This window comes from Endozoicomonas sp. ALC020, from assembly GCF_049275935.1.
Lineage (GTDB): Bacteria > Pseudomonadota > Gammaproteobacteria > Pseudomonadales > Endozoicomonadaceae > Endozoicomonas_A.
Genome location: NZ_CP184830.1, coordinates 3018458 through 3040518, shown reverse-complemented (window position 1 = coordinate 3040518; position 22061 = coordinate 3018458). Strand labels below are relative to the sequence as shown.

Below are 22061 nucleotides of genomic sequence, written 5' to 3'. Positions count from 1 at the left end.
GACTCTAAACGGAACTATGGATGACAAATATAGACATTCAGGGTCAGTCGTTTTTACGCCTTCTGTAGTTTTTATTATCCGGTGATGTTCTGTCAGGTAGCCAGCTCAGTGTCTGTGGAGACTTTTTATGTCTCAAACACCGGAAATGATCATAATTCGGGGAACAAATCCGTGACATTCTTCACGGGAACTGGTTGTCTGCTTTTGAGCTTCTTAACGAAAACGGTAGCTGAAACCGCTGCAACGAAGACAACACCCACCGCGATAAGCCCAATACCCCAGTCCGGGATTTCTGCTCGTGATAAAGGGGGAAGGTTCTTTGGGTTGTAGTTTTGAAGACCCAGAGAAAGCACCTGCATACGGACATGCCGGATACCCTTCTCAATATCAGCGTCTGCAATTGCCAGATAGGCGTTATTGCCCACAAAAATCGGGCGCATCGACTTTGTTGCCGGGGTCTTGAATGCGGTGTCAAAATGATGGACATTGACCTGATTTTCATAAGTAATGACGGACAGTTGTCCATTACTGTTGTAAATAATAGCGTGCAAATAATGGTCTGAAGTCACCAGTCTGACGATTAAAAACGAACCAGGTTTTCCTGAAGGAAAACGAATCACATCGTCTATAATATGAGCACTGTCCATCACTCCAGTGTCAGTCGCCACCCGGCGAATGGAGAGTTTCTCTTTCTCAGGGCTGAATACAGCAACGTAAACATGGTCCTTTTGAATCAGAATGTCCTGCCGGATGTTGTCACTTTCAATGTTTGTGTCAATTACTATCTCTTTGCCATTGTATCCAAAAGAGAAAGCGGGATTGAGTTGTTTTTTTTCGAACTGTCTTATAAATACAGGATAGGGCGCATTTTTACCGCCACTGATGCCTGTTACATAAAGGTGCTTGCCATCTGGAGAAACCCTCAAAAAAAGTCCTCGTTCCTCATCGCTCTTAAAACATTTTTCAGGAAACGTGAGTCCTTGTTGATGATAACTGCTCATCAACAGTTTGTTATTGATTTTTCCTGTTAAATACATGACACCCTGATGATGAGCGGTATCATTAATTTGAACCCCTTCAGGAAATACCTTGTCGTGTACGCTGAATCGTGCCCGGTATCCCTGGCCAGCAATTAACGGAAACTCCAACAGAACCGTTTTTCCAGACGTTGGCGTTGCAATAATGTCAAGGTGAGAACCTGTAGTTTCGTGAATAACCTGTCCAGCCAGAGACTGATAGGAAGCCAACCTTCTGAAACTGCTGGCAGAGGTCGTGTAAGTCACAATACCACACAGACCAAATTGCTTATCCAGTTCAGAGCCTTTATAACGTGCCAGAATAATCCTTTTGGGATCCGACTCAGGCTGAATAACAACGTATATCTGCTGATTTGCAGCATCATACGCTTGAAACTGGGGTATTCCTTCTGGCGGTGGACAGTCAGCCGAAAGGCTGGGTGCATTTGTATTGTGAGGCAGAGTTGTATTCGACGATAAAGTTTTGTTCAGCAGTGAATTTGCTGACGGAGATTCCGAAATGATCGTAGAAGTCGTGGTCAGTTTTCTGGTTGACAGACGTGTAGAGGGTGATGTTTTCGCTGATGCTCTTATACCGACCTGATAAATCCTGACCTTTTGGTCTTCCCCACCGACTGCCAGCAGGGTACCGTCGTGGTTATAGGCAACGCTCCGTATATCGCTTTTCGCATCGGAGATGGTGTGCAGGAGGCGGGCTGGTTTCGACACGTCATATATCCTAACCTTTAGATCACCTGACCCAACTGCGAGTCGGGTGCCGTCGTGATTGAAGTCGATGCTCATAATCCAGTCTCTCGCAACGGACAGAACTTGCGGCGGAATGGTCAGGTTATTCGGGTTATAAATCCTGACCTTATTCCAGACCTTTCTATCACTTCCCCCAGTTGCCATCTGAGTGCCGTCGTAGTTGTATTTAACGCTCCGTACCTGACCATTTGACTCGTGCAGAGTATGGGGGAGAATGGACAGATTCCTCGGATAATAAACCCTGACCTTTTGATCTTTCCCTCCCACTGCCAGCTGGGTGCCATCGTGGTTGTAGTCAACACTCATTACCCAATCATTTGCATATGGCAGTATTTTCGGGGAAATGGACAGGTCATTCGGGTCATAAATCCTGACCTTGTGATCTTGCCCACCCACTGCCAGCTCGGTGCCGTCGTGGTTGTATTTAACACTGCGTACCGCTTTTGTCGCATCGGACAGGGTAGCAAGGGGGGAGGACGGGGACACTGGGTCATAAATCCTGACCTTTTTATCATTCCCCCCGGCTGCCAGCCGGGTGCCGTCGTGGTTGAAGGCAACAGTCCTGACCCAGTCTTTAAAATCGTGCAGGGTATGCAGCAGTCTGGGCCTCGCCGGGTCACTCATATCAAAGATTTGTACGGGGCCTGAAGAAGGGCATTTGGGATCAGCACTGCCGGAACCCATTCCCACAGCCATGAGCGTACTGTTCTTATTCCATGAGACACTCATAACCCTGTGGGGCCCACAATAACTTGGTGGGACAACGCCTCCTGTGGGTGTTGGAGCGGTCGTTACCGGCAACATGTTCGGATCTATATTAATCTCGTGGATCAGTAAAGGTTGCATTGTTGGCCGGGCAATAACGGCCGTTTGAGCAACTGCCTGCATACAGCTTGTTGCCAATAAGATAACCAAACCCGCAATAAAACAGCTCTTTGCAATGCCCATAACCACTCTCCAGAATTCCAGCTTGGTGATCTGAGGCAATGAAAATGGATACAAAATTCACTGCCGCCCGGTTAAAAAACAGGGAAAGATGTGAGGTGCCTGACGCTGTCGGTCAGCGGTAAAATAACAGTTGCCGAGACAGCTATTTCAGAAAACAGGAACAATAGACGTGAGTCTCAGTGGGTGTTGGCGCTTCAATCAGCTCTTCAACATCTTCTGCTAAACGCTGTATCTTACGACGACTTTCAGATAGGTAGCTATCAATCCATTCATTTCCAGATGTTAATGTTGCTGTACTGTGATTACTGGATCCTCGTAAGCACATCCTTCAAAAAAAATCACCATTATCGGTATGGATAAATATATACGATTTCATGCGGAAGCGTTGCTGACCCTATTTGCTGATAATGGGCTTTGATACGCTGTACAGGAATGTCAGGTGTCTTCTCGTTAATCCCAGAGGATCATCAGCGGGTTGATCTGGTTGCCAGACTGTTTGGTGGTTATTAATGATCATCACTCTTGGAGCGCATTCGTGGCATCACTTACTGGAACGGGTGGTTTCCTCCTGAACTTCTTATGGACTAAGACTGAAACCGCGACAACCAGGACCACAACAACCACTGTAATAAGCCCAATACCCCACTCTGGGAATTCTCCGGGGGGTGAAGGCGACAGGTTCTCAAGATGCAGAGAAATCACCTGCATCCGGACATGCCGGGTACCCTTCTCAATATCGGCGTATGCAGCTGCCAGATAGGCGTTATTGCCCACAAAAACCGGGCGCATTGACCTTGTTGCCGGGATCTTGAATGCGGTGTCAAAATGATGGACATTGACCTGATTTTCATAAGTAATAACAGACAGTTGCCCATTACTGTTGTAAATAATGGCTTGCAAACAATTTTTCGCAGTCACCAGTCTAACGGTTAAAAACCTACCAGATGTGCCTGAAGAACAACGAATCGTATCGTCAATAATAAAAGCGCTATCCATTTGTCCATTGTCAGTGGCGAACCGACAAATGGAGAGTTTCTCTGATGCTGGGTTGAATACGGCAACATAAACATGGTTCTTTTGAATCAGAATGTCCTGCAGACTGTTGTCACTTTCAATGTTTGTGTCAATTACTATCTCTTTGCCATTGTATCCAAAAGAGAAAGCGGGATTGAGTTGTTTTTTTTCGAACTGTCTTATAAATACAGAATAGGGCGCATTTTTACCGCCACTGATGCCTGTTACATAAAGGTGCTTGCCATCTGGGGAAACCCCCAAAAAAAGTCCTCGTTCCCCATCGCTCTTAAAACATTTTTTAGGAAACGTGAGTCGTTGTTGATGATAACTGCTCATCAACAGTTTGTTATTGATTTTTCCTGTTAAATACATGACACCTTGATGATGAGCAGTATCATTAATTTGAACCCCTTCAGTAAATACCTTGTCGTGTACGCTGAATCGTGCCCGGTATCCCTGGCCGACAATTAACGGAAACTCCAACAGAACCGTTTTTCCAGACGTTGGCGTTGCAATAAGGTCAAGGTGAGAGCCTGTAGTTTCGTGAATAACCTGTCCAGCCAGAGACTGATAGGAAGCCAACCTTCTGAAACTGCTGGCAGAGGTTGTGTAAGTCACAATGCCACACAGACCAAATTGTTCATCCAGTTCAGAGCCTTTATAACGTGCCAGATTAACCTTTTTGGTATGCGACTCAGGCTGAATGACAACGTATATCTGCTCATTTTTTGCATCATACGCTTGAAACAGGGGTATTCCTTCTGGCTGCGGGCAACTACCCGGCAGGCTTGGCGCTTTTGTATTGTGAGGCAGGGCTGTATACGACGATGAATGCGTGATCAGCGTTGAATTTTCTGATGGAACTCCCGAAATGGTTGTAGAAGCAGTGGCGAGTTTACTGGTTGAGTGACTTGCAAAGAACGAAGCAGTGGTTAGTTTACTGGTTGAGAGACGTGTAGATGACGATGTTGTAGCTGACGCTCTTATATCGAAACGATAAATCCTGACCTTTTCATCTTCCCCCCCAACTGCCAGCAGGGTGCCGTCGTGATTATACTCAACGCTCCGTACATCGTTTTTCGCATCAGAGATGATGTACAGGGGGCGTGTTGGATTTATTGCCTTGGACGCAATGGGCGGGGGCAGTTTGGTGTGCAGGAGGTCAGATGTATTCGACATGTCATATATCCTAACACTTCGATCACCCGACCCAACTGCGAGCTGGGTGCCGTCGTGATTGAAGTCGATGCTCATGATCCAGTCTCTCGCATCGGACAGAACTTGCGGCGCAAAGGTCAGGTCATTCGGGTTATAAATCCTGACCCTATTCCGTGCCTTATTATCACTTCCCCCAGTTGCCAGCTGAGTGCCGTCGTGATTGTATTTCACGCTCCGTACCTGACCGTTTGAATCCTGCAGAATGCGCGGGAAAATGGACAGATCCCTCGGGTCATAAACCCTGACCTTTTTATCTCTCCCTCCCACTGCCAGCTGGGTGCCGTCGTAGTTGTAGTCAACACTCATTACCCAATCACTTGCATCGGACAGAGTGTGCGGGGAAATGGACAGGTCATTCGGGTCATAAATCCTGACCTTTTGATCTTGCCCACCCACTGCCAGCTGGGTGCTGTCGTGGTTGTATTTAACGCTGCGTACCGCTCCTGTCGCATCAGACAGGGTAGCAAGGGGGGTGGACGGGGACACTGGGTCATAAATCCTGACCTTTTTATCATCCCCACCGACTGCCAGCCGGGTGCCGTCGTGGTTGAAGGCAACGGACCTCACCCAGTCTTTAAAATCGTGCAGGGTATGCAGCAGTCTGGGCCTCGCCGGGTCACTCATATCAAAGATTTGTACGGGGCCTGAAATAGGGCATCCGGAACCGCCGGAACCCATTCCCACAGCCATGAGCATACTGTTCATATTCCATGAGACACCCATAACCCTGTGAGGCCCACAATATCTTGGTGGGACAACGCCTCCTGTGGGTGTTGGAGCAGTCGTTACCGGCAAAACGTTCGGATCTATATTAATCACATGGATCAATAGAGGGCGCATGTTTGTAGTACCAGACGTTGTTGGCTGGGTTGTATACGACGATGAAGGTCTGGTCAGCGTTGAATTTCCTAATGGAGATCTCGAAATGGTTGTAGAAGCAGTGGTAGGTATACTGGTTGAGGGACGTGCAGATGGCGAAGCAGTTGTGAGTTGACTGGTTGAGGGACGCGCAGATGACGATGTTGTCGCTGGCGCTCCTGTAGCGACCTGATAAATCCTCACCTTTCCATCTTCCGCCCCAACTGCCAGCAGGGTGCCGTCGTGGTTGTATTCAACGCTCCGTACAACATCTGTCGCATCAGAGAGGGTGTACAAAACGCCAGGCAGATTCAACATGTCATATATCCTGACCTTATGATCAGCCGACCCGGCGGCGATTCGGGTGCTGTCGTGATTGAAGTCAATGCTCATGACCTTGTCTGTCGCACCCAACAGAGTATACTTCGTGCTGGCCAGGTTCTTTGTGTCATAAACCCCAACCCTTTTTTCCGGCCTTCCAAGATCACTTCCCCCAATTGCCAGCAGCGTCCCATCGTGGTTGAATTTAACGCTCCGCATTTGACCAAGCCAAGGGATCTTAGCTTGCGGGGCAATGGACAGATCCCTCGGGTCATAAACCCTGAGTCTGTAGTCTCTTGATACCGTTGCCAGTTCGGTGTCGTCGTGGCTGTAGTCAATGTCCATTACCCAGCCTCGTGAATCGGTCAGAATTGTCGGGCGAATGGACAGGTCCCTTGGGTCATAAATCCTGACCTTTTGATCGTTCCCACCCACTGCCAGCTGAGTGCCGCCGTGATTGTATTTAACGCTGCGAATCGGGCCTGTCGCATCGGACAGGGTAGCAAGGGGGGCGGACGGGGACACTGGGTCATAAATCCTGACCTTTTTATCATCTCCCCCGACTGCCAGCCGGGTGCCGTCGTGGTTGAAGGCAACAGCCCTCACCCGGTCTTTAAAATCGTGCAGGGTATGCAGCAGTCTGGGCCTCGCCGGGTCACTCATATCAAAGATTTGTACGGGACCTGAAAAAGGGCATCCGGAACCGCCGGAACCCATTCCCACAGCCATGAGTGTACTGTCCTTATTCCATGAGACACTCATAACCCTGTGGGGCCCACAATGTCTTGGTGGGACAACGCCTCCTGTGGGTGTTGGAGCGGTCGTTACCGGCAACATGTTCGGATCTATATTAAGCCCGTGGATCAGTTGAGGTTGCATTGTTGGCGAGGCAGTAACGGCCGTTTGAGCAAATGCCTGCATACAGCTTGATGCCAATAAGAGAACCAAACCCGCAATAGACAAGCTCTTTGCAATACCCATTGCCATTCTCCAGAGTTCTGTCTACCGACACTTCACTTCGTGGTCGAGGAAGCCAGTAGGGTTTAAAAACCTTTAGAAACATCCTCTACAAAAACGAATGAGAGCAAAGTAAGAGTCGTAAAGTTGATTGCTGAAATAATGCTTGCGTTGAAAGCTACTTTCATTCTTTGAAAGTAGAAACGCAGCTTTGTATGCCTATGATGAATGGGGCAGCAGATGCGTCGGGCGGTGTTTGAATATATTGAAATTGATTATAGTCGGACGCGTCAACACAGTTTTAACGGGTATGTGAGCTCTGAAAAATATGAATAGCCAGAAGCAGTTTAATCCGGCGTCACTTATATACTGTCTCAGATCAAGTGTTCTCCGTAACATAAAAAAAGACCTCGGTCGCACAACACCTGAAGTATTGTTGCCGAGGTCTTGTTTGTCAGAGTTGTGCTGGATTAATAGGATAAGTGCAATCGACTGAAATTTCAGATTTGAGTCAGCTGCTGGTACATTTCGTAGCTCTCACACTCAGAAATGGAAGTCAGGAATGAGTACACAAACCAGACAATACAAGCAGCTGACTCTTGGTCAACGATACCAGATTCAAGCACTCCGTGGAAAAGGCCATTTGCAAAAAGAAATCGCAATGGCAGTTGGCATCAGTGAGGGCGCTCTGTCGCGGGAGCTCAGCCGTAATTCTTCTACTCACGGCTACTGTGCTGAGAGTGCTCATGCACTGGCTTGTAAAAGAAAAAAATCAGCCAGAAAGTTCAGCAAAACAGATGAACGATATATGCCCATCATCGAGAAAGGATTGCTCCTTGGCTGGTCACCTGAAAACATCAGCAAGCGGATGCACGTCGAACTGCCTGAGATTGCCCTGAGTCATACGACTGTTTATAGCCGTATCGCGAACGCCTCTTGAAGTCTACACCGGGCAGTCGATTGCACTTATTGCTTGAATCCAGCGTTAACCTTGGATTTCCCTGGTTTTCTACGGTACATAAAAGAGACCTCGGTCACACAACACCTGAAGCATTGTTGCCGAGGTCTTTTTTGTCAAAGTAGCTGTTTTATGTCATTACTACTTTTTTTGTCAGGACATGGTTGCACCCACATGCACTGTCGGTACTACCATATCGTGACAAAAGCAGCCCCCATAAACTAAGGACTGCAGCAGGGATAAAACTTCATTTGTCATAAGAATAACAGCCATCTCATGACAAATAATTCACTTTACAGCCATAGCACGACAATTGCTTACCCCGATAGCGATCTACCTGCACGGTAGGTTATGTGAAATCAGGGTAAGCTTCGATACCTCATTCTTTGCCAACTGCCTGACCGGCAGGTCACAAATACCAAGAACTCAGGCTTGAGTTTCCCTGTTTGCCAACTGCCTGATCGGCAGGTCACTCTCAAGAGTCACCTGGCTGGCATGGCGCAGTTTTGCCAACTGCCTGATCGGCAGGTCACAATCCCATGCCAACCATCGCCCTATGATGTATTTTGCCAACTGCCTGATCGGCAGGTCACTGGAGGGAAAATGCAGATAACCCTCACAGCTCAAGAGGATAGGCCAATAATCCACAAAACACCCTTTTTTAGTCCGATCAAAAAAATTCTAAATAAAACAACCAGCTACAAGCCTTGTTTATTTTTGGTAAAAGTCAGATCCGGCACCGTCCCTCATGCACACTCATGATTTGCTAACCCATAACTGGTATAACCATCACAACATATATTTGATTCTTGTTCGTTCAGCATTAGCCAGCATTAACCGAACCCTCTGAGTGAACAGAAAATAATCGTCAATTATCTTGATGCTGAAAATAAAAAGATGAAAAAACAGCTGAGGCTGGCAGAAAAAACCATCGCTCAGTTGACAGAATACCGCACAGCCCTGGTTACCGTTGCCGTCACTGGGAAAATCGACTTGCGAAACGTCAAGATTGAAAGCACTGTAGACTCTGCTGAGCAATAATACCCAAAGCATTTTTTATAACTTAATCGAAGGTTACCACTATGAACAAAGCGTTGATTTCCCAGCTAACCAACCGATTCGAGGAAATTACCCACACATTAGCCGATGCAACCATAGAGTTCTGGTATGCACGGGAGCTGATGTCTGAGCTGGGGTATGACCGCTGGGAAAACTTCACCAAGGTTGTAGATAAGGCCAGAGCTGCCTGTGAAAACTCAGGAAATCCTCAAGACGACCATTTTCGTGACGTCACGAAAATGGTTCAGTTGGGCTCCAGTGCACAGCGCCCTGTTGCTGATGTTATGCTGACCCGCTATGCCTGCTATCTGGTTGCCCAGAATGGCGACCCCCGTAAAGAATCCATTGCCTTTGCCCAAACCTATTTTGCTCTTCAGACCCGAAAACAGGAGGTTCTGGAAGAACGTTTACGGCTTCAGGATCGACTGGATGCCCGGCAAAAGCTCAGGGAATCTGAAACCGAGCTTTCGAGAAATATCTATGAGCGGGGCGTTGATGAACGGGGTTTTGGTCGTATTCGGTCAAAAGGTGATGCCGCCCTGTTTGGAGGCAACAACACCAGAAACATGAAACAAAAGCTGGGTATGCCTGAGAAGCGGCCACTGGCTGATTTCCTGCCTACGGTGACCATTGCAGCGAAGAATCTGGCCACCGAAATTACCAACCACAATGTCACTGAGCATGACTTGCAGGGAGAGCGCCCCATTACGCAAGAACATGTTCAGAACAACCGAAGCGTTCGCACAATGTTGCAGGAACGTGGCATTACACCAGAAGAGTTGCCACCAGAAGAAGATATCAACAAATTGTCTCGTCGCGTGAAAAGCAATGAACGTAAGTTAATCAAGGAAAATCGGCTGCCCAAACCTGCCCGGCAGACTGATAAAAGCTGAATTTGATATTAAGAGAGTGTTTTGCGACACCCACATTTCTAATGGGTATGTTAGTTCTGAAAAAGATGAGTAGACAGAAGCAGTTTAATCCGGCGTCACTTTTATACTTTCTCAAATCAAGTGTTCTCCTGTACATAAAAAAGACCCCGGCTAAACAACACTGAAAGTATTGTTGCTGGGGTCTGGTATGTCAAAGTTGCTTGTATCTATGTCATTTTTATCTGTTTTATGTCATGAGATGCTTGTAGCGACAGCCAGAGCATGTTCACTGCCGTGCAATTTCCAACTGCCTGCTCGGCAGGTCACAAAATTGATAACTTTACGCTACACCTGTTTCTATTTCCAACTGCCTGCTCGGCAGGTCACATTACAAAATCAGTGTCGCTGTCCGATCTCCGATTTCCAACTGCCTGCTCGGCAGGTCACGGGGGCGAGGGTGCTTAACAGTTACCGTCGGCATTTCCAACTGCCTGCTCGGCAGGTCACCGGGAGGGAAAATGTATATAACCCTCACAGCTCAAGAGGATAGGCCAACAATCCACAAAACACCCTTTTTTAGCTCGATCAAAAAATTTCTAAAAAAACAACCAGCTAAAAGCCCTGATTATTTTTTGGTAAAAGTCAGATCCGGCACCGTTCCGCATACACACTCCTGGTTTGCTAACCCATAACTGGTATACCCATCACAGCATATATTTTTAGCCGCGTGCTTCTGGAGCCTAAAGTAAAACACTTGCGTGGGATCCTCAGAGCTGGTCATTGGAATGTTATGAAACAACTGAATATTGCGAACACGACTTGATGAGTCCTGCCTCGGTAGATATTTATAGCCTTTTTTTTCAGCTATTGGCTGCCCACGCCTTATGCGCCGCTGCCTGCCTCCTTCACAATATTTATCGCTTTTTAATTCTTTTCCGTATCGAACTTCTTTAACGTTATCAGGAACTGTGGTGATCTCATGAAAGAAAAACTTCTGAAGTCTTTGCATCTCCAGAAAGTACGGCTGTGACATTAGCTGCTGTAAGCAGAGCCGGTCTACTGAAACACAAGCAATGATGTCACCGATGGTTTTATCGCAGAATTTCGGAAATGTGACCCCCACACTGTTGATGCTATGCCTACACTGGAACCCATGGAGGATTTTCAAGCACCTGCCAACCAACAGTTCATTATTCGATCCCGGCTGAAACTGGATACCGAAGGTAAAGCGTTTCATTCTTTTTTCTCCGGTCTCATACCACCGCACACATGGCAGGCCATAAGGAAGTGGATATCATCCATTGCTGGATCATTCAAATCAGGTTTCGCTACCAGAAACTCAATATATCGCTCTATATTCTTTAACAGGGAGAAATAATCCTTTCCTGTACTTGGGTGTCGGTGAGCTGTCAGCTCTTTCCTATCCGCACAATATGCACTCACTTTTTTCCGAGATGTTGCCCCAGGAAACCAGTCATCAATCTCGTGCAACGCTGCCCCAAGCTTATGGCGGCTGAATACCACTTGCTCCTCACTATTGATTTCACAAGTGGCCAGCAACTTACTTCTTGATTCACCATCGGCAAATGCCTGGCTTGGAAATACCTCAGAACAGAGCGGTAACATCAACCTTGCCTCAACCAATAGCGAGCAGGAATCTCTCAAGGATGTCAGAGCCTTTTCAAATCGATCAACCCATTTTTCGATGGATTCCTCAAGGTCATCCAGCTCTCTGTTCCACCGCCTTGTTTCCACATGATCAATGATCATTTGATCTTTATCCCTGCAATCATGAAGGCGAATTTCTGTACCGAGAGTGTATTGGTTTTCCCATAGCCAGTTACCCAACAACAGGTTCTCCAGATACCTTCGGGCCAACACTCGATAACCGCCCACTTCTTTGTAGGCATCACTTAGCCTCGCCACGGCTTCCTTCATTTCCGGGCGATCACATTGATACAACTGCCCAGAATGCGCCTTAATCCTTATTGAAAAACGAACCACCAATGCCTCGGACTCAGGTGGCATATAAACCTCCTGAATGGTTTGGATATTCGCATGGGATAACGATGAGGGCTGGCAACTTTCTTTTACGCCCCCTTTAGCAGCATAGGCTTCTGCGTAACCTTCTTTGGTTGCAGCAATAGTGGTTGTATCGGGCAACAGCGGATGCTCCCTGGCCTCATTATCAACCCAAAAAAACAATCCTTTCCCAAGGTAGATCGATCGTTGTTGAGCATGCTGACTACACAGCTTCATCACCTGGATTCTCCTTTACTGAAACCTCAATACCAGAGCTGCTGAAAGTAATAGACCAAAAAGCACGTTCAAGTGGATTTATTTGCTGCACCGGACGCAATGCAACAACGGATACGACAGGTGTCGCAAAAGCATGAGAGCAACCTCCAGCACCCACTCTTGTTTCCGGTTTACCCAGGAATCGGAACCCGCCACCAATGGGAAAACTCTTGCCCTGGGACAGACATTTCAGCAGTTCGCTTCTCTCGGGAGAATTACGTAAAGCGACAATCACTCTCCCATAACTAGGCATCCGCACCAATGATGCTGAGACTTCTTCCACAGTCCCATAACGATCACATTTCCTGTAAAGCTCACATTGCCCATAACTTCCCTCCATTGGGTGCGTTAAAGTCCCTCCAGCAAACCTTGAGGGTAGACAGCCAAACAGGTTGTCTTCACTCAGGTCTATCTCTTCTCTGGTCTCCGGAAGCTGTACGATCAGATCGAACTCAACATCACAACTTCTGTGGTCAATCACTGGACTATTAACCAAGCTACTGTTTTTCATCTCTTGAGCCGAAGCGGGATGCCCTTTGTTCAGACCGTATTTTCGCAGCACCACAGCAAACCGAAAATCCGTTCTGCCAGGTTCATACCCGAGGTTGCATAAAAAGGCATGCACCAACCCAGTCCAGGCTGTTAATGAGGGCAGACCAATAACATAAGGATTGCTTCTAGCGTTGGCGTTGTAGACTAAAAGTCGTTTGAAGTGCAGGAACCGGCCAGAAATTGCCGGGACTTTAATCGGTACTGTAAATTTATTTAGCGTGATATTTACTGCTTGTTCCAGTAGAGGCAACAGATCAGGATTGTAGGACAGCTGTGCTGAATACCAGGAATGCTCAAAAAGGGTATTGATATAAGTCAACACATATTCAGCGGCTCGATCTTCCTCATTCAGGCCCCCCTGAATCAGCCTCATTTCCAAAGCTTCACTTAGAACTCTGGAAATCTGGCTCTGACCTGCCAAATAGTGAGTCCTCAAGATAAAAAGGAATGAAAAAAGTTCTTCAATGACCTGTGCTAACTTGTTCCTTTCATTACTCAGTCGTTCCTGTCTCTGCCTTTCCGTTTCAACAATCTGCCTGTTCGAGATCAACTGCAGAAGAAAGCTCAAATTTCCCTTACGAAAAATAGCCCGATCATTGAACACATGTTTTTTAGATCGCCACTTATCCAGTATGGATTCGAGGCTGAGATCACGTTTATCCAGACTTGGCGGGTAATAGAGGCAATACAGTTTCCCTCCGCAAGTCGCCAAAAAACTGCTGACTTGAAAGGGCCACGCATAGAATAACGGACGACAACGAATGTTCGTATGCCTCACCAGGTTGTGTATCCATCTCTGAAAACCAACCTCAACCAACGGGGTAACAGCGATATAATTTCCATCTCCATCGGGAAAAGAGACCACCACACTGTTTGGACTCACAAAATCAGGTAGAGTGTTATACATTCCCCCTCGACAAGCATCCTGTAGTGGTTGAACTCGCTTCTCCGGAAACCCAAGGGTGATAAGCTTTTGAATAAACGGGCTGCCCCTCTCGTTCGAGAACTGTTCAAAAAGCGAGGTCACTCGGTTATGCCAGAAAAACTCCGTCGCCAGGAAATGGCTCTTCGATACTTTGTTGCTGTTATGGGAATATCCCAAATGCTTCTGGCCGTCCTCGCCATAGTGTTCAGGGAACCATCGGGCGCAACCAGAGGCACGACTGTTTGGATCCTTAAAGTAATGGGTAACCACCCATGGCGCGGTTGCAAGTATGCCTTTATGCCAGTGCTCACTTTTGAAGAGCTCCTTTGCTGCCATTTCATCAAACAAATCCGTCTTGTCACCCATTGATCGTGTCAAATTTGCCAGAATGATCAGAGCCTGAGCAATACTTCCATCAATCACCACAGGAACATCAGAGAAAAAGGCATGCTTGATTCTGATGTTACGCTCCTGACTGTCCTTACCCTCCAGCAGATCACTCAGTTTCACCATTATCACCACCTTGAAAGATAGAGGCTGCGGTTGGATTCTCCTGACTGAAAGCTCACGCACCATAGGACAAAAACGTCATTCAATCTGAATAACGGCTGTTCAGGGCTTATGAGTTGCTTGTCTTTTTGCAGCCTATACGGATGCAGCATCCCCTCTTCAATCAGCCGTGCCAGATGCCGAGTATTAATCCCTAAAATCACACAGGCCTCAAAACCATCCAGCAGGGTTTGGCCGATTTCAGCATAGGGATGCCCCTCCTGAAAAATAGCCCGGTCAAAAAAGGAAAATACGAACTTGAGAATGTCGTTGGTCGCCAGCCGACTATCTGGCAAATAACGGCTTACTCTCAGCAACGAACCAAAAATAGAGCGAAATGCAGTTTCTTGCATCGACCGCACAGAATACTCAAGTCCGCCCTGAGCCAGCTGATCCAGCCGGACGTATAGCTTGCGCGGCCAGTCATCAAAGAAATCAATGCACCGAAGCAGAACGTCGTCTTCATCCACAGATGGTCCGCCAGAATCATCAGCCCACAGCATAAACCACAGCACTGCTCCAAAAACGGCTTCCGTCGTTGAAGCACTGTACAGAAGATTGTCTCCTTTGCTTTTTGTCTTGTACCCGTAGACCCGTTCCGCCAACTTCACCAACTGAGGATTCCCAATTTCAGTTTTTGCCGAGATTAAATCAAAGCCACACCGGCAAGAGTGGACTGCTGCGTCTCGTATATAATCGACACCCACCCCGCACTGAGGACATTTAAAAACAAGCGCGGTACCATGCCTGGGACAAGCTCGCACCAGAGAGATATGCCAAAAAGTTGGGATATAAGATTTCTCTTTTAAACATTGAGGGCATACAGGAATGTTCTCTGATCGAAAAAACACCTTGGGAATATCAAGCCCTTTCCAGTACAGTGAAGAGTGATGCCCCGCAAACAGCCGATCTGTTTTGAGTACCGACAGCTCCAGAAAAGGCAGGTGTTCTTTGCAGCACAAATCAGATAGCAGGCTCAACGCCCAGTAGCGTTTACTTGAGGAAGTGTTGGCGTGATAGAGATTGAAAGAGCCAAGGTCTGTGGGCATTGCCCCTGCCAACTTGCCATGTTGCTTTTGCAGGAGCTTCCCTAAATGGGGGAAAAGCTTCTTTACCCTGAAATGGTTTTCTTCGGCGAGCCGGATAATATAGCTCTCCAGAGATTCGTCGTATTCAGGGTCTGGGCGGATCAGAAACATAAGCACCATTACTCAGGAATTCTGAGCATCAATATAGCGGCTAATTCTCCACACGGAGTGGCATTTTCCTGCGCTTCTATGGATTGTGCTGCAATCATCTGACTTACGCTTTAAAATTTGAACTGACACAGTAACACTCTTGCATGTGAAGGCATAAATCTACTAAAAATTAGCTGAACTTACCTGAAATAATTAAACTACAAATACAGGGTAAACATAGAGACAATATTTTTTAAGAAAAATCAAAAAGCTAAAGCCTTTGCACCATTTGAAAGCATACTTTCGCACTCATATAAGGCATTTCCTATTTTGAAAAATTATTGACTTACGCAGACGATCCAATTAAATTTTCTCATGCTTCCTGTGAAGTATAAGGTAGCCAACCCATGAGCTTGAAAGGAATGATAAAATGAAAATTAAAGCAGATGTTAATGTCGATGCCCCCAGTGCATTCACTATTCGTAATCATGCATTTGAAACAAAAAATCCAAGTGCATTTACTATTCGTAATCATGCATTTGAAACAAAAAGCCCAAGTGCATTCACTATTCGTAATCATGCGTTTAAATCAAAAAAATAAGCTGTATTTTTGATAAAGTAAGCTGTTTGGTAGAGTGGAGCAGTTCATTCTGTCAGACACATTTTAGGCGATAAGGATAAGACTATGAAGCTTGCTGAAAATGTTATTAGGGAGTTGAAAAGTATAGGTGCTAATAAGTATCCATTGTACGAAAAGATTTTAAAACACTCTTTTGATATTAATAGCCCGATCTTTGCAAAAGATAAATTTTCTCGAGCTTACAGAGAGCTTGCTAATGATGGTGAGTGGTTTGCGAACCAAATGGTTGCAAATGCTTGTTTGGAAGGCTATGGCGCTCAACAATATTGACCTTTATAAACTTTGTAGGGATTTTGAAAATAGTTTTTTTTGCAAATCAAATTGCAATATGTATATTACACCTCCAAACACTCAAGGTTTGAAAGCTCATTATGATACTCAAGATGTAATAGTGCTTCAGATAAAAGGCTATAAGAAGTGGTTCTTTGAAAAAGAATCAACCTTATACCCAATGGACAATGATTACGATGACCAACATGTCGAAGATATTATAGAACTTCACTCAGAGGTTTTAACTCCTGGGAGTATTCTTTATTTGCCAAGAGGTTGTGTTCATAAAGCCCTTAATGAAGGTGATAATACTTCTATTCACCTCACAATATCGCTAACACCGTACAGAAAGATACACTTATTGCATGCAATGCTGGAGCAGGCTGTTAATAATCATTCCTTTTTAAGGAAAGCGGTTACTTTAAGCGACATTAAAAAAACCTTAAGTGGGAAAGACACTGGATCAATAACACGTTTAGTTGACTCTCTTAATGAGTTCATATGTAACAGTATTGAAAAAACAGAAGAAAGAATTCTACTTGACGCAGCTCTTAGTTTAATAAAAGATATTCACGATCATCAAAGAACAATATCAATAAACTCGACATTTGAATTCTCTGATATGAATAGGGTTGTTGATCATAATTCGATATTAACTGTTTGCGAAGACCAAAACCTATTCTTTTCAGAGAATGAAAATAAGATTTTTTATATAGGAGGTGAAATTACTATAGATCAAGCGCATATATTTATTAAACGACTATTACTCGAAAAGAAGGTATTCAAGGTTAGTGATATTGATTCTGATGATGCACTAAATATAGCTGATTCTCTAATCAAATCAGGGATCGTCTATTTGAAATAATCTATTTCGCCAGACAACTATAGGGGGTGCACCAGTGCTTTTATTTTTCTTTCTTGCGGTATCAGTAATGGTAATTACTCCAGGGCCTAATGGAGCACTTATAATAAAAACAGTTTCAAAATATGGAAAATTGCATGGTTATCATAATGTGCTTGGAATAGTAGCAGCATTTTTTATACACGGTACTTTATCTATATTCGGATTATCAGCAATTATATTGACTTCTACTGGGATCTTCAATGCAATAAAAACTATAGGAGCTATATATCTTGCATATTTGGCGATTAAAGCTTTTATGTCATCTATTAAATATAGAGAATTAAAGAGTGATGGATACAACATCGAAAAAGGACGGTGCCTTTATAGGAGAAAATACATCTTATCTTTAACAGAAGGACTCTTGACTAATACTTTAAACCCTAAAGTTTCGTTGTTTTATATTTCTGTGTTCCCACAATTTTCAGGCTACTACGGTAGCAATATTGCAACGCTATATAGTCTTGTCACTATTCATGCTATCTTCGCTTTTTTATGGTTTTCCCTAATGACAATATTTGTATCGAAGAGTATTTCATTTACTAATTCACAAACCTCAAACTTTGTCATCCAGTTCAGTGTAGGGTGCATTCTGTCCGTTTTTTCATACAAAGTGTTAATTCTTGGAGTTTAGCATTAAGTCTTTAAAAATCAATGAGTTACATGCATTTTCTGACGTAAAAGCAATTTTGTAGGCCGATAGATACTCCCTTTCAATGGCCTTCATGTCACGTCTGAAATTCTGAAATGCTCTCTTGTCACTCGGTGAGCATGGTACCCTAAGAAATGGGCCAAATGGGGAAATAAGCTTTCCATGCCTTTTACCGTTCTGAAATAACCAGCCTTGGTCGACTTTCTTTGAGACCAGTGCGCCGATCTCTTTACAACTGCTGAACTTTCGCATTATCAACATCCTTGAAGGCAGGTGCATTCATACACCTGCCATATTCATTTACTTACTTTTTGGAACTTCCTGTATTCTTAGCTGCAGCAGACTGTGCACGAGAAGCAAAACTGCCACTGGAAACCTTTCCACCATCTGCTTTAGCTTCACTGCTCTGGATGCGTGCCGCTGCACTGGGTGTCATAGGAGCACTGGTCTTGGACTTATTAGCCATGAGATAACCCTCAAGCGTTCTACACAACCCACCGTAGGTTGCGTTTCGAGTCTCGCTTTGGAGACAAGGTTGAGGTTACGAAAGAAGCGGGGAGTTGGCGGCAGCGTGGGTGGTGAAAAATTTTTTATTTTTGTGTAGGCCAGATAAAACCTGACCTACACGTGGACTCTATAATATCTCGGATAGAGTTCTCACTTCTGTAAATGTTTCCTCAACAACTGGATTTACTCCTCTCTTTGCATTTTGATCCCAGTACGATGGTTTCTCTAGCTCAACAAATTCTATCTGATCAAGGTCTTTCATACGGAATGGATTTTTATCCTCTGGAAAGAATACCTCACATGCTTTCAGAAAATGGTCGTAAGTAATTTGTCGAGTACTTTCTTTGATTGCAAGGAATGCAGCTTGATCGATAACATTCCTTAAAACCCGCAAATTGCCACGACTCACCACAAAAAGTCGAAGAGATATTTCTCGACTCTTCAAATTCGCTTTTTCTTCAAACCCAAGCTCCTCGTCCAATTCATCCAGAAAGTTGAGATAAATTGCCTTTTTTGGTTTGTCTGAGATGATAAATGGAGACAGATATCTTCTACGAAGAAAACGACTTGCTAACTGGGAGTTCTGTTCAATGGCATGCAGGCACCAAGGCATCCCAAACAGGATAAAAGGTCTTTTGGTTTCAATGATTAGCCTTTTTAAGCACTCTGTAGCGTCATATACCAATTTTCTACTTTCGTGTTCCAGAAACCCCTGGGCTTCATCAATAATGAAAAGCTCAATACCAAGCTGATCCACATATTTAACTATTAATTGCAGCAGATCCTCCTCATCCAGTTCCTTGTAATCTTCAATCTCCTGACCAATGGCTTTTAGAATCTTGATCAACAGGCCTCTCTCTGACAGTTTCGTAGGCAAGACACAATATACGACAGGCATTATTGATCGATCCGCCTTCTCATAGCGCTTATGGTCATTTCTAAATTTTTCGATTTGTGCTGACTTACCTGCTCCAGTGTCTCCGTAACATAACATGCATGGTGGTTCTCCCCCGTACTTTGCCAGCTCCTTACATTCTTCCATGTCACTAAAAACAAGGTTATGAATCTCCATCCAGATTCGCAGGTCTCTGACGTAAGCACTTCTCTTTTTTTGCCAGTCTGACAGTACTAACGCCATTACTCTTCACCTCCAGAAGAACTCCAAGCTGAACGGTCAATAGGAACATACCAATCATCTTTTTGATCTGATGAATCACTGGAATTGGAGCTCACTGCATTATTTCCAGGCTCCTTGGTTACACTTGTCAAAGAGCCTGTTGAGTTGTCTGCGACTTTGGCATACCTAGCAGCTCTGACAGACGTACTATTTTTTCCGGTTCTTCCATGACTTTCCCAACGCTCAATCTCCTTTCGAACCAACTCTTTGATAGCGTCTCTTGCCGCTACAACGTCATCATGCCTGTATTTCGCACAAATATATTTCCGAGCGTACTTTTTATGTACCTTATGCTGCCATTCAGAGAGACCATCAGCATATTCAAAATCGACAGCAGGTACTTTCAAGTAACGCCGCTCCGATTCATTAAACACATGAATATACCCAAGGTCATCAGGGTCAACTTTGTACATGACCGTACCGCTACCGATTCTGCCTCTCAACATAGCCAGTTCATCTGAGTCATATCGAAGATTTGAATACTGAACACCACCACGACGCAACTTGCTGTACTTGGTTCGACCTAAGATAACATCCAGTCTTTTTGGATCTACATGCCGAGGAGGGAAATCAAGGATGGCTTCCTTCCAGGCAAGGTCAGGAATAATGGTTCCTTTCGCTACTGGTTGCTGCTGATAAATATCCACTACCCAGGTATATAGAATTTCTGTGAAGGTAGTAAACCAGAGCAAATCCATGGATTCTGTATCTCCGGATATTTTTCACTAATATAATTTTTGGGAATAATTATCGACTTGAGCAGCTTTATAAGAGACAAAAAGCTCGGTGGATGAAAGCCTATATAGAAGCCAGTAATAGAGCGAGACAAAGCATCTATGGAAGTAGTCAGCCAGGGACGTCCAAGAGGTAGGAAGTTCTCATCATCAACAACAAAGACATCAAGCTTCGTATGATCGACTTCTACTCGTTGTAAAACCCTTTCTAGGTTCAAGGACTTACCTGTAGAAGAAAACTCAATATCAGCCTTTCTCTTTCCTTCTCTTGCCATCATCAATTCATAGGGCGGCTCAGCTTTTATACGTTTTCGGAATATGTCATAGCAAGGTGTTTTGAGTTTTTCATCTTCAGATCTTTGCTTGTTCGCCTTTGTTATATAACCATCAAGGTTATCCCACGCTTCCTGAATCGATATACGTTCTTTGGTCTTGTATGTTTCTATTGCCTGCTTTATGAAATCCTCAACTTCCTCTGGTAGTCTGCTGGTATGATTTCCCTGCTTAATATAATCCGTAAATAATGCTTTCACTGTTTGACCATTGGAACTGTACGCAGCATTCCAGCGTGCGAGAGTTCTCCAACCAGGAGGTTTTGAGTCATTCAGCTCTCTGGCAATCTCAGGAATTAATGGAGAAAGTGATTTCTCTGTCCAAGAATCAACAGATTTTCGCAATTTACTGACATATTTGAATCTTCGTAGTACTTCTTCTCTTTGCTTTTTGGGTAAGCTGGCTAAATCTTCAGATAAAGAATCCTCTTCCAAGCTTTCTGGACTATTGATCACAAACTCAACTCTTCCAGCAGCCAGACTGGTTTCAATCTCTTCTATGCTTTTTTTGAGAACCTCACCACTTTGCAAAAGATCTCTTAGAGCAAGCTCCTTTTCATTGCGATTCTCCACTCGAAAAAGTTTTTCAACTTGCGTTTCCTCCTCTGGAAAAAACTTAAACACAGTTCCTTCAGTGAAACGCTGGACGATGGTCATGGCATATTCTCACTACAGAGTCTTTGGTCAAGGGAGAAGTATCTAAGTCAGTGGTCAACTCGTTTCTGGCAAGAAGGTCATATGCCAGCGGAAGAAAATAAGGTAGCTCCATATCAGACAGAACAGCATGATCCTGAAGACTTAGTTGCTGTTCTTCGTTTGATCTCACTATTTCAATTATTTTTCTTTGTTCTGATGCTAGAACACCACCAGTCCTATACCTGTGCAGTATTTTCAGATTATTTAGGTAAGGCTGTCTCCGGATATACTCTTCAGTCCACAACAAGAGCTGAGTGCCTGAACGTTCTGCAGCAGCCTTCATGCAATGAAAACGCTCCAGAAAATCTTTCCGCCTGGCAACTCTCTCTGGTTTAACCTCTATATATGGTCTTTCACCTCCTATCATTCGAGACAGAAAATCAGGGGTATATCTGCAAATGCGACCTTCAAAAACATACTCATAACCCTCAGGCTGGGACTCATAGGAGAGTACCTTTGAGCTGTATTCAAGAGGGTAACAACTATCAAATTCGAGCGCTGATTCAGTGAGGATCGTTGAAGGGTTCTTGAGGCTAACGAAACGATGAATATTGTTAACCTTGGATTTTCCGAGTTTTCTACGATACATAAAAAAGACCCCGGTCATACAACACCAGAAGTATTGTTGCCGGGGTCTGTTTTGTCAAAGTCGTCGTTTTAT

The 22061-nt window shown here is 44.8% G+C and carries 18 protein-coding genes and 1 pseudogene; 7 read left to right on the top strand and 12 right to left on the bottom strand.

Features of this window, described 5'->3' with window-relative positions; genetic code table 11:
• Window positions 1–149: 149 nt before the first annotated feature.
• Complete coding sequence (locus tag ACOJUO_RS11100) at window positions 150–2732, bottom strand: WD40 repeat domain-containing protein (protein WP_422139812.1); 2583 nt, start codon at window positions 2730–2732, stop codon at window positions 150–152.
• A gap of 516 nt (window positions 2733–3248) precedes the next feature.
• Entirely contained in the window at window positions 3249–7124 is a 3876-nt protein-coding gene (locus tag ACOJUO_RS11095; RefSeq protein ID WP_422139811.1) for a WD40 domain-containing protein, read from the bottom strand.
• A 538-nt stretch (window positions 7125–7662) separates the two neighbouring features.
• Here ACOJUO_RS11095 and ACOJUO_RS11090 point away from each other — a divergent pair.
• A pseudogene (locus ACOJUO_RS11090) lies at window positions 7663–8025 on the top strand (transposase); the annotation flags it as partial.
• 459 nt (window positions 8026–8484) lie between these two features.
• Here the strand turns inward: ACOJUO_RS11090 and ACOJUO_RS11085 are convergent.
• Window positions 8485–8706, bottom strand: coding sequence for a hypothetical protein (locus tag ACOJUO_RS11085; RefSeq protein ID WP_422139810.1), 222 nt, complete (start codon window positions 8704–8706; stop codon window positions 8485–8487).
• 249 nt (window positions 8707–8955) lie between these two features.
• Between ACOJUO_RS11085 and ACOJUO_RS11080 the strand changes: the two genes are divergently transcribed.
• The gene (locus tag ACOJUO_RS11080) at window positions 8956–9099 is read left to right on the top strand and encodes a hypothetical protein (protein WP_422139809.1); all 144 of its coding nucleotides are present in this window, start codon (window positions 8956–8958) and stop codon (window positions 9097–9099) included.
• A gap of 41 nt (window positions 9100–9140) precedes the next feature.
• Window positions 9141–10010 carry a DNA damage-inducible protein D gene (dinD, locus tag ACOJUO_RS11075; protein WP_422136751.1) on the top strand — a complete coding sequence of 290 codons (870 nt, stop codon included), beginning with the start codon at window positions 9141–9143 and terminating at the stop codon, window positions 10008–10010.
• A 604-nt stretch (window positions 10011–10614) separates the two neighbouring features.
• Here the strand turns inward: dinD and cas6f are convergent.
• From cas6f to ACOJUO_RS11055, 4 genes are read right to left on the bottom strand one after another with little or no spacing between them, the layout of a single operon-like run.
• Window positions 10615–11226, bottom strand: a complete 612-nt coding sequence (cas6f, locus tag ACOJUO_RS11070; RefSeq protein WP_422139808.1) for a type I-F CRISPR-associated endoribonuclease Cas6/Csy4 — start codon at window positions 11224–11226, stop codon at window positions 10615–10617.
• Window positions 11223–12248, bottom strand: a complete 1026-nt coding sequence (locus tag ACOJUO_RS11065; protein ID WP_422137066.1) for a type I-F CRISPR-associated protein Cas7f/Csy3 — start codon at window positions 12246–12248, stop codon at window positions 11223–11225. The genes cas6f and ACOJUO_RS11065 overlap by 4 nt, the downstream gene beginning before the upstream one ends.
• Window positions 12235–14277 (bottom strand): type I-F CRISPR-associated protein Csy2, encoded by a 2043-nt coding sequence (locus ACOJUO_RS11060; protein WP_422139807.1) that lies wholly within the window; start codon window positions 14275–14277, stop codon window positions 12235–12237. The genes ACOJUO_RS11065 and ACOJUO_RS11060 overlap by 14 nt, the downstream gene beginning before the upstream one ends.
• Before the next feature lie 2 nt (window positions 14278–14279).
• Window positions 14280–15521, bottom strand: a complete 1242-nt coding sequence (locus ACOJUO_RS11055) for a TniQ family protein (RefSeq protein ID WP_422136748.1) — start codon at window positions 15519–15521, stop codon at window positions 14280–14282.
• Between the two features lie 400 nt (window positions 15522–15921).
• Between ACOJUO_RS11055 and ACOJUO_RS11050 the strand changes: the two genes are divergently transcribed.
• From ACOJUO_RS11050 to ACOJUO_RS11035, 4 genes are all read left to right on the top strand, one after another.
• Window positions 15922–16092: a hypothetical protein gene (locus tag ACOJUO_RS11050; protein ID WP_317143595.1), complete on the top strand. Its 171-nt coding sequence runs from the start codon at window positions 15922–15924 to the stop codon at window positions 16090–16092.
• Between the two features lie 84 nt (window positions 16093–16176).
• Window positions 16177–16401: a hypothetical protein gene (locus ACOJUO_RS11045; protein ID WP_422136747.1), complete on the top strand. Its 225-nt coding sequence runs from the start codon at window positions 16177–16179 to the stop codon at window positions 16399–16401.
• The gene (locus ACOJUO_RS11040; RefSeq protein WP_422139806.1) at window positions 16328–17266 is read left to right on the top strand and encodes a JmjC domain-containing protein; all 939 of its coding nucleotides are present in this window, start codon (window positions 16328–16330) and stop codon (window positions 17264–17266) included. Before ACOJUO_RS11045 ends, ACOJUO_RS11040 begins: the two co-directional genes overlap by 74 nt.
• A 67-nt stretch (window positions 17267–17333) precedes the next feature.
• A complete protein-coding gene (locus ACOJUO_RS11035) occupies window positions 17334–17936 on the top strand; it encodes a LysE family translocator (protein ID WP_422139805.1) in 603 nt (200 codons plus the stop codon).
• 322 nt (window positions 17937–18258) lie between these two features.
• Here ACOJUO_RS11035 and ACOJUO_RS11030 read toward each other — a convergent pair whose 3' ends face one another.
• The 5 genes from ACOJUO_RS11030 to ACOJUO_RS11010 all read right to left on the bottom strand — a co-directional run bounded on the left by ACOJUO_RS11030 (window position 18259) and on the right by ACOJUO_RS11010 (window position 21989).
• Window positions 18259–18420, bottom strand: a complete 162-nt coding sequence (locus ACOJUO_RS11030) for a hypothetical protein (protein WP_422136745.1) — start codon at window positions 18418–18420, stop codon at window positions 18259–18261.
• A 168-nt stretch (window positions 18421–18588) separates the two neighbouring features.
• Window positions 18589–19599, bottom strand: a complete 1011-nt coding sequence (locus ACOJUO_RS11025) for a TniB family NTP-binding protein (protein WP_422136744.1) — start codon at window positions 19597–19599, stop codon at window positions 18589–18591.
• A complete protein-coding gene (locus ACOJUO_RS11020) occupies window positions 19599–20336 on the bottom strand; it encodes a Mu transposase C-terminal domain-containing protein (RefSeq protein WP_422139804.1) in 738 nt (245 codons plus the stop codon). The genes ACOJUO_RS11025 and ACOJUO_RS11020 overlap by 1 nt, the downstream gene beginning before the upstream one ends.
• Complete coding sequence (locus ACOJUO_RS11015) at window positions 20285–21361, bottom strand: hypothetical protein (protein WP_422139803.1); 1077 nt, start codon at window positions 21359–21361, stop codon at window positions 20285–20287. Before ACOJUO_RS11015 ends, ACOJUO_RS11020 begins: the two co-directional genes overlap by 52 nt.
• On the bottom strand, window positions 21336–21989 hold the full coding sequence (locus tag ACOJUO_RS11010; RefSeq protein ID WP_422136742.1) for a TnsA endonuclease N-terminal domain-containing protein: 654 nt from the start codon (window positions 21987–21989) through the stop codon (window positions 21336–21338). The genes ACOJUO_RS11015 and ACOJUO_RS11010 overlap by 26 nt, the downstream gene beginning before the upstream one ends.
• Window positions 21990–22061: the final 72 nt, after the last annotated feature.

Excerpts from the sequence above, each read along its gene's own strand:
- ACOJUO_RS11010 (WP_422136742.1), bottom strand. The coding sequence starts at position 21,989 with ATGTATCGTAGAAAACTCGGAAAATCCAAGGTTAACAATATTCATCGT.
- ACOJUO_RS11020 (WP_422139804.1), bottom strand. The coding sequence starts at position 20,336 with ATGGATTTGCTCTGGTTTACTACCTTCACAGAAATTCTATATACCTGG.
- cas6f (WP_422139808.1), bottom strand. The coding sequence starts at position 11,226 with ATGAAACGCTTTACCTTCGGTATCCAGTTTCAGCCGGGATCGAATAAT.
- ACOJUO_RS11050 (WP_317143595.1), top strand. The coding sequence starts at position 15,922 with ATGAAAATTAAAGCAGATGTTAATGTCGATGCCCCCAGTGCATTCACT.
- ACOJUO_RS11060 (WP_422139807.1), bottom strand. The coding sequence starts at position 14,277 with ATGGTGAAACTGAGTGATCTGCTGGAGGGTAAGGACAGTCAGGAGCGT.
- ACOJUO_RS11030 (WP_422136745.1), bottom strand. The coding sequence starts at position 18,420 with ATGGCTAATAAGTCCAAGACCAGTGCTCCTATGACACCCAGTGCAGCG.
- ACOJUO_RS11055 (WP_422136748.1), bottom strand. The coding sequence starts at position 15,521 with ATGGTGCTTATGTTTCTGATCCGCCCAGACCCTGAATACGACGAATCT.
- ACOJUO_RS11080 (WP_422139809.1), top strand. The coding sequence starts at position 8,956 with ATGAAAAAACAGCTGAGGCTGGCAGAAAAAACCATCGCTCAGTTGACA.
- ACOJUO_RS11040 (WP_422139806.1), top strand. The coding sequence starts at position 16,328 with ATGATGGTGAGTGGTTTGCGAACCAAATGGTTGCAAATGCTTGTTTGG.
- ACOJUO_RS11045 (WP_422136747.1), top strand. The coding sequence starts at position 16,177 with ATGAAGCTTGCTGAAAATGTTATTAGGGAGTTGAAAAGTATAGGTGCT.
- ACOJUO_RS11025 (WP_422136744.1), bottom strand. The coding sequence starts at position 19,599 with ATGGCGTTAGTACTGTCAGACTGGCAAAAAAAGAGAAGTGCTTACGTC.
- ACOJUO_RS11095 (WP_422139811.1), bottom strand. The coding sequence starts at position 7,124 with ATGGGTATTGCAAAGAGCTTGTCTATTGCGGGTTTGGTTCTCTTATTG.
- ACOJUO_RS11100 (WP_422139812.1), bottom strand. The coding sequence starts at position 2,732 with ATGGGCATTGCAAAGAGCTGTTTTATTGCGGGTTTGGTTATCTTATTG.
- ACOJUO_RS11015 (WP_422139803.1), bottom strand. The coding sequence starts at position 21,361 with ATGACCATCGTCCAGCGTTTCACTGAAGGAACTGTGTTTAAGTTTTTT.
- ACOJUO_RS11035 (WP_422139805.1), top strand. The coding sequence starts at position 17,334 with ATGGTAATTACTCCAGGGCCTAATGGAGCACTTATAATAAAAACAGTT.
- ACOJUO_RS11065 (WP_422137066.1), bottom strand. The coding sequence starts at position 12,248 with ATGAAGCTGTGTAGTCAGCATGCTCAACAACGATCGATCTACCTTGGG.
- dinD (WP_422136751.1), top strand. The coding sequence starts at position 9,141 with ATGAACAAAGCGTTGATTTCCCAGCTAACCAACCGATTCGAGGAAATT.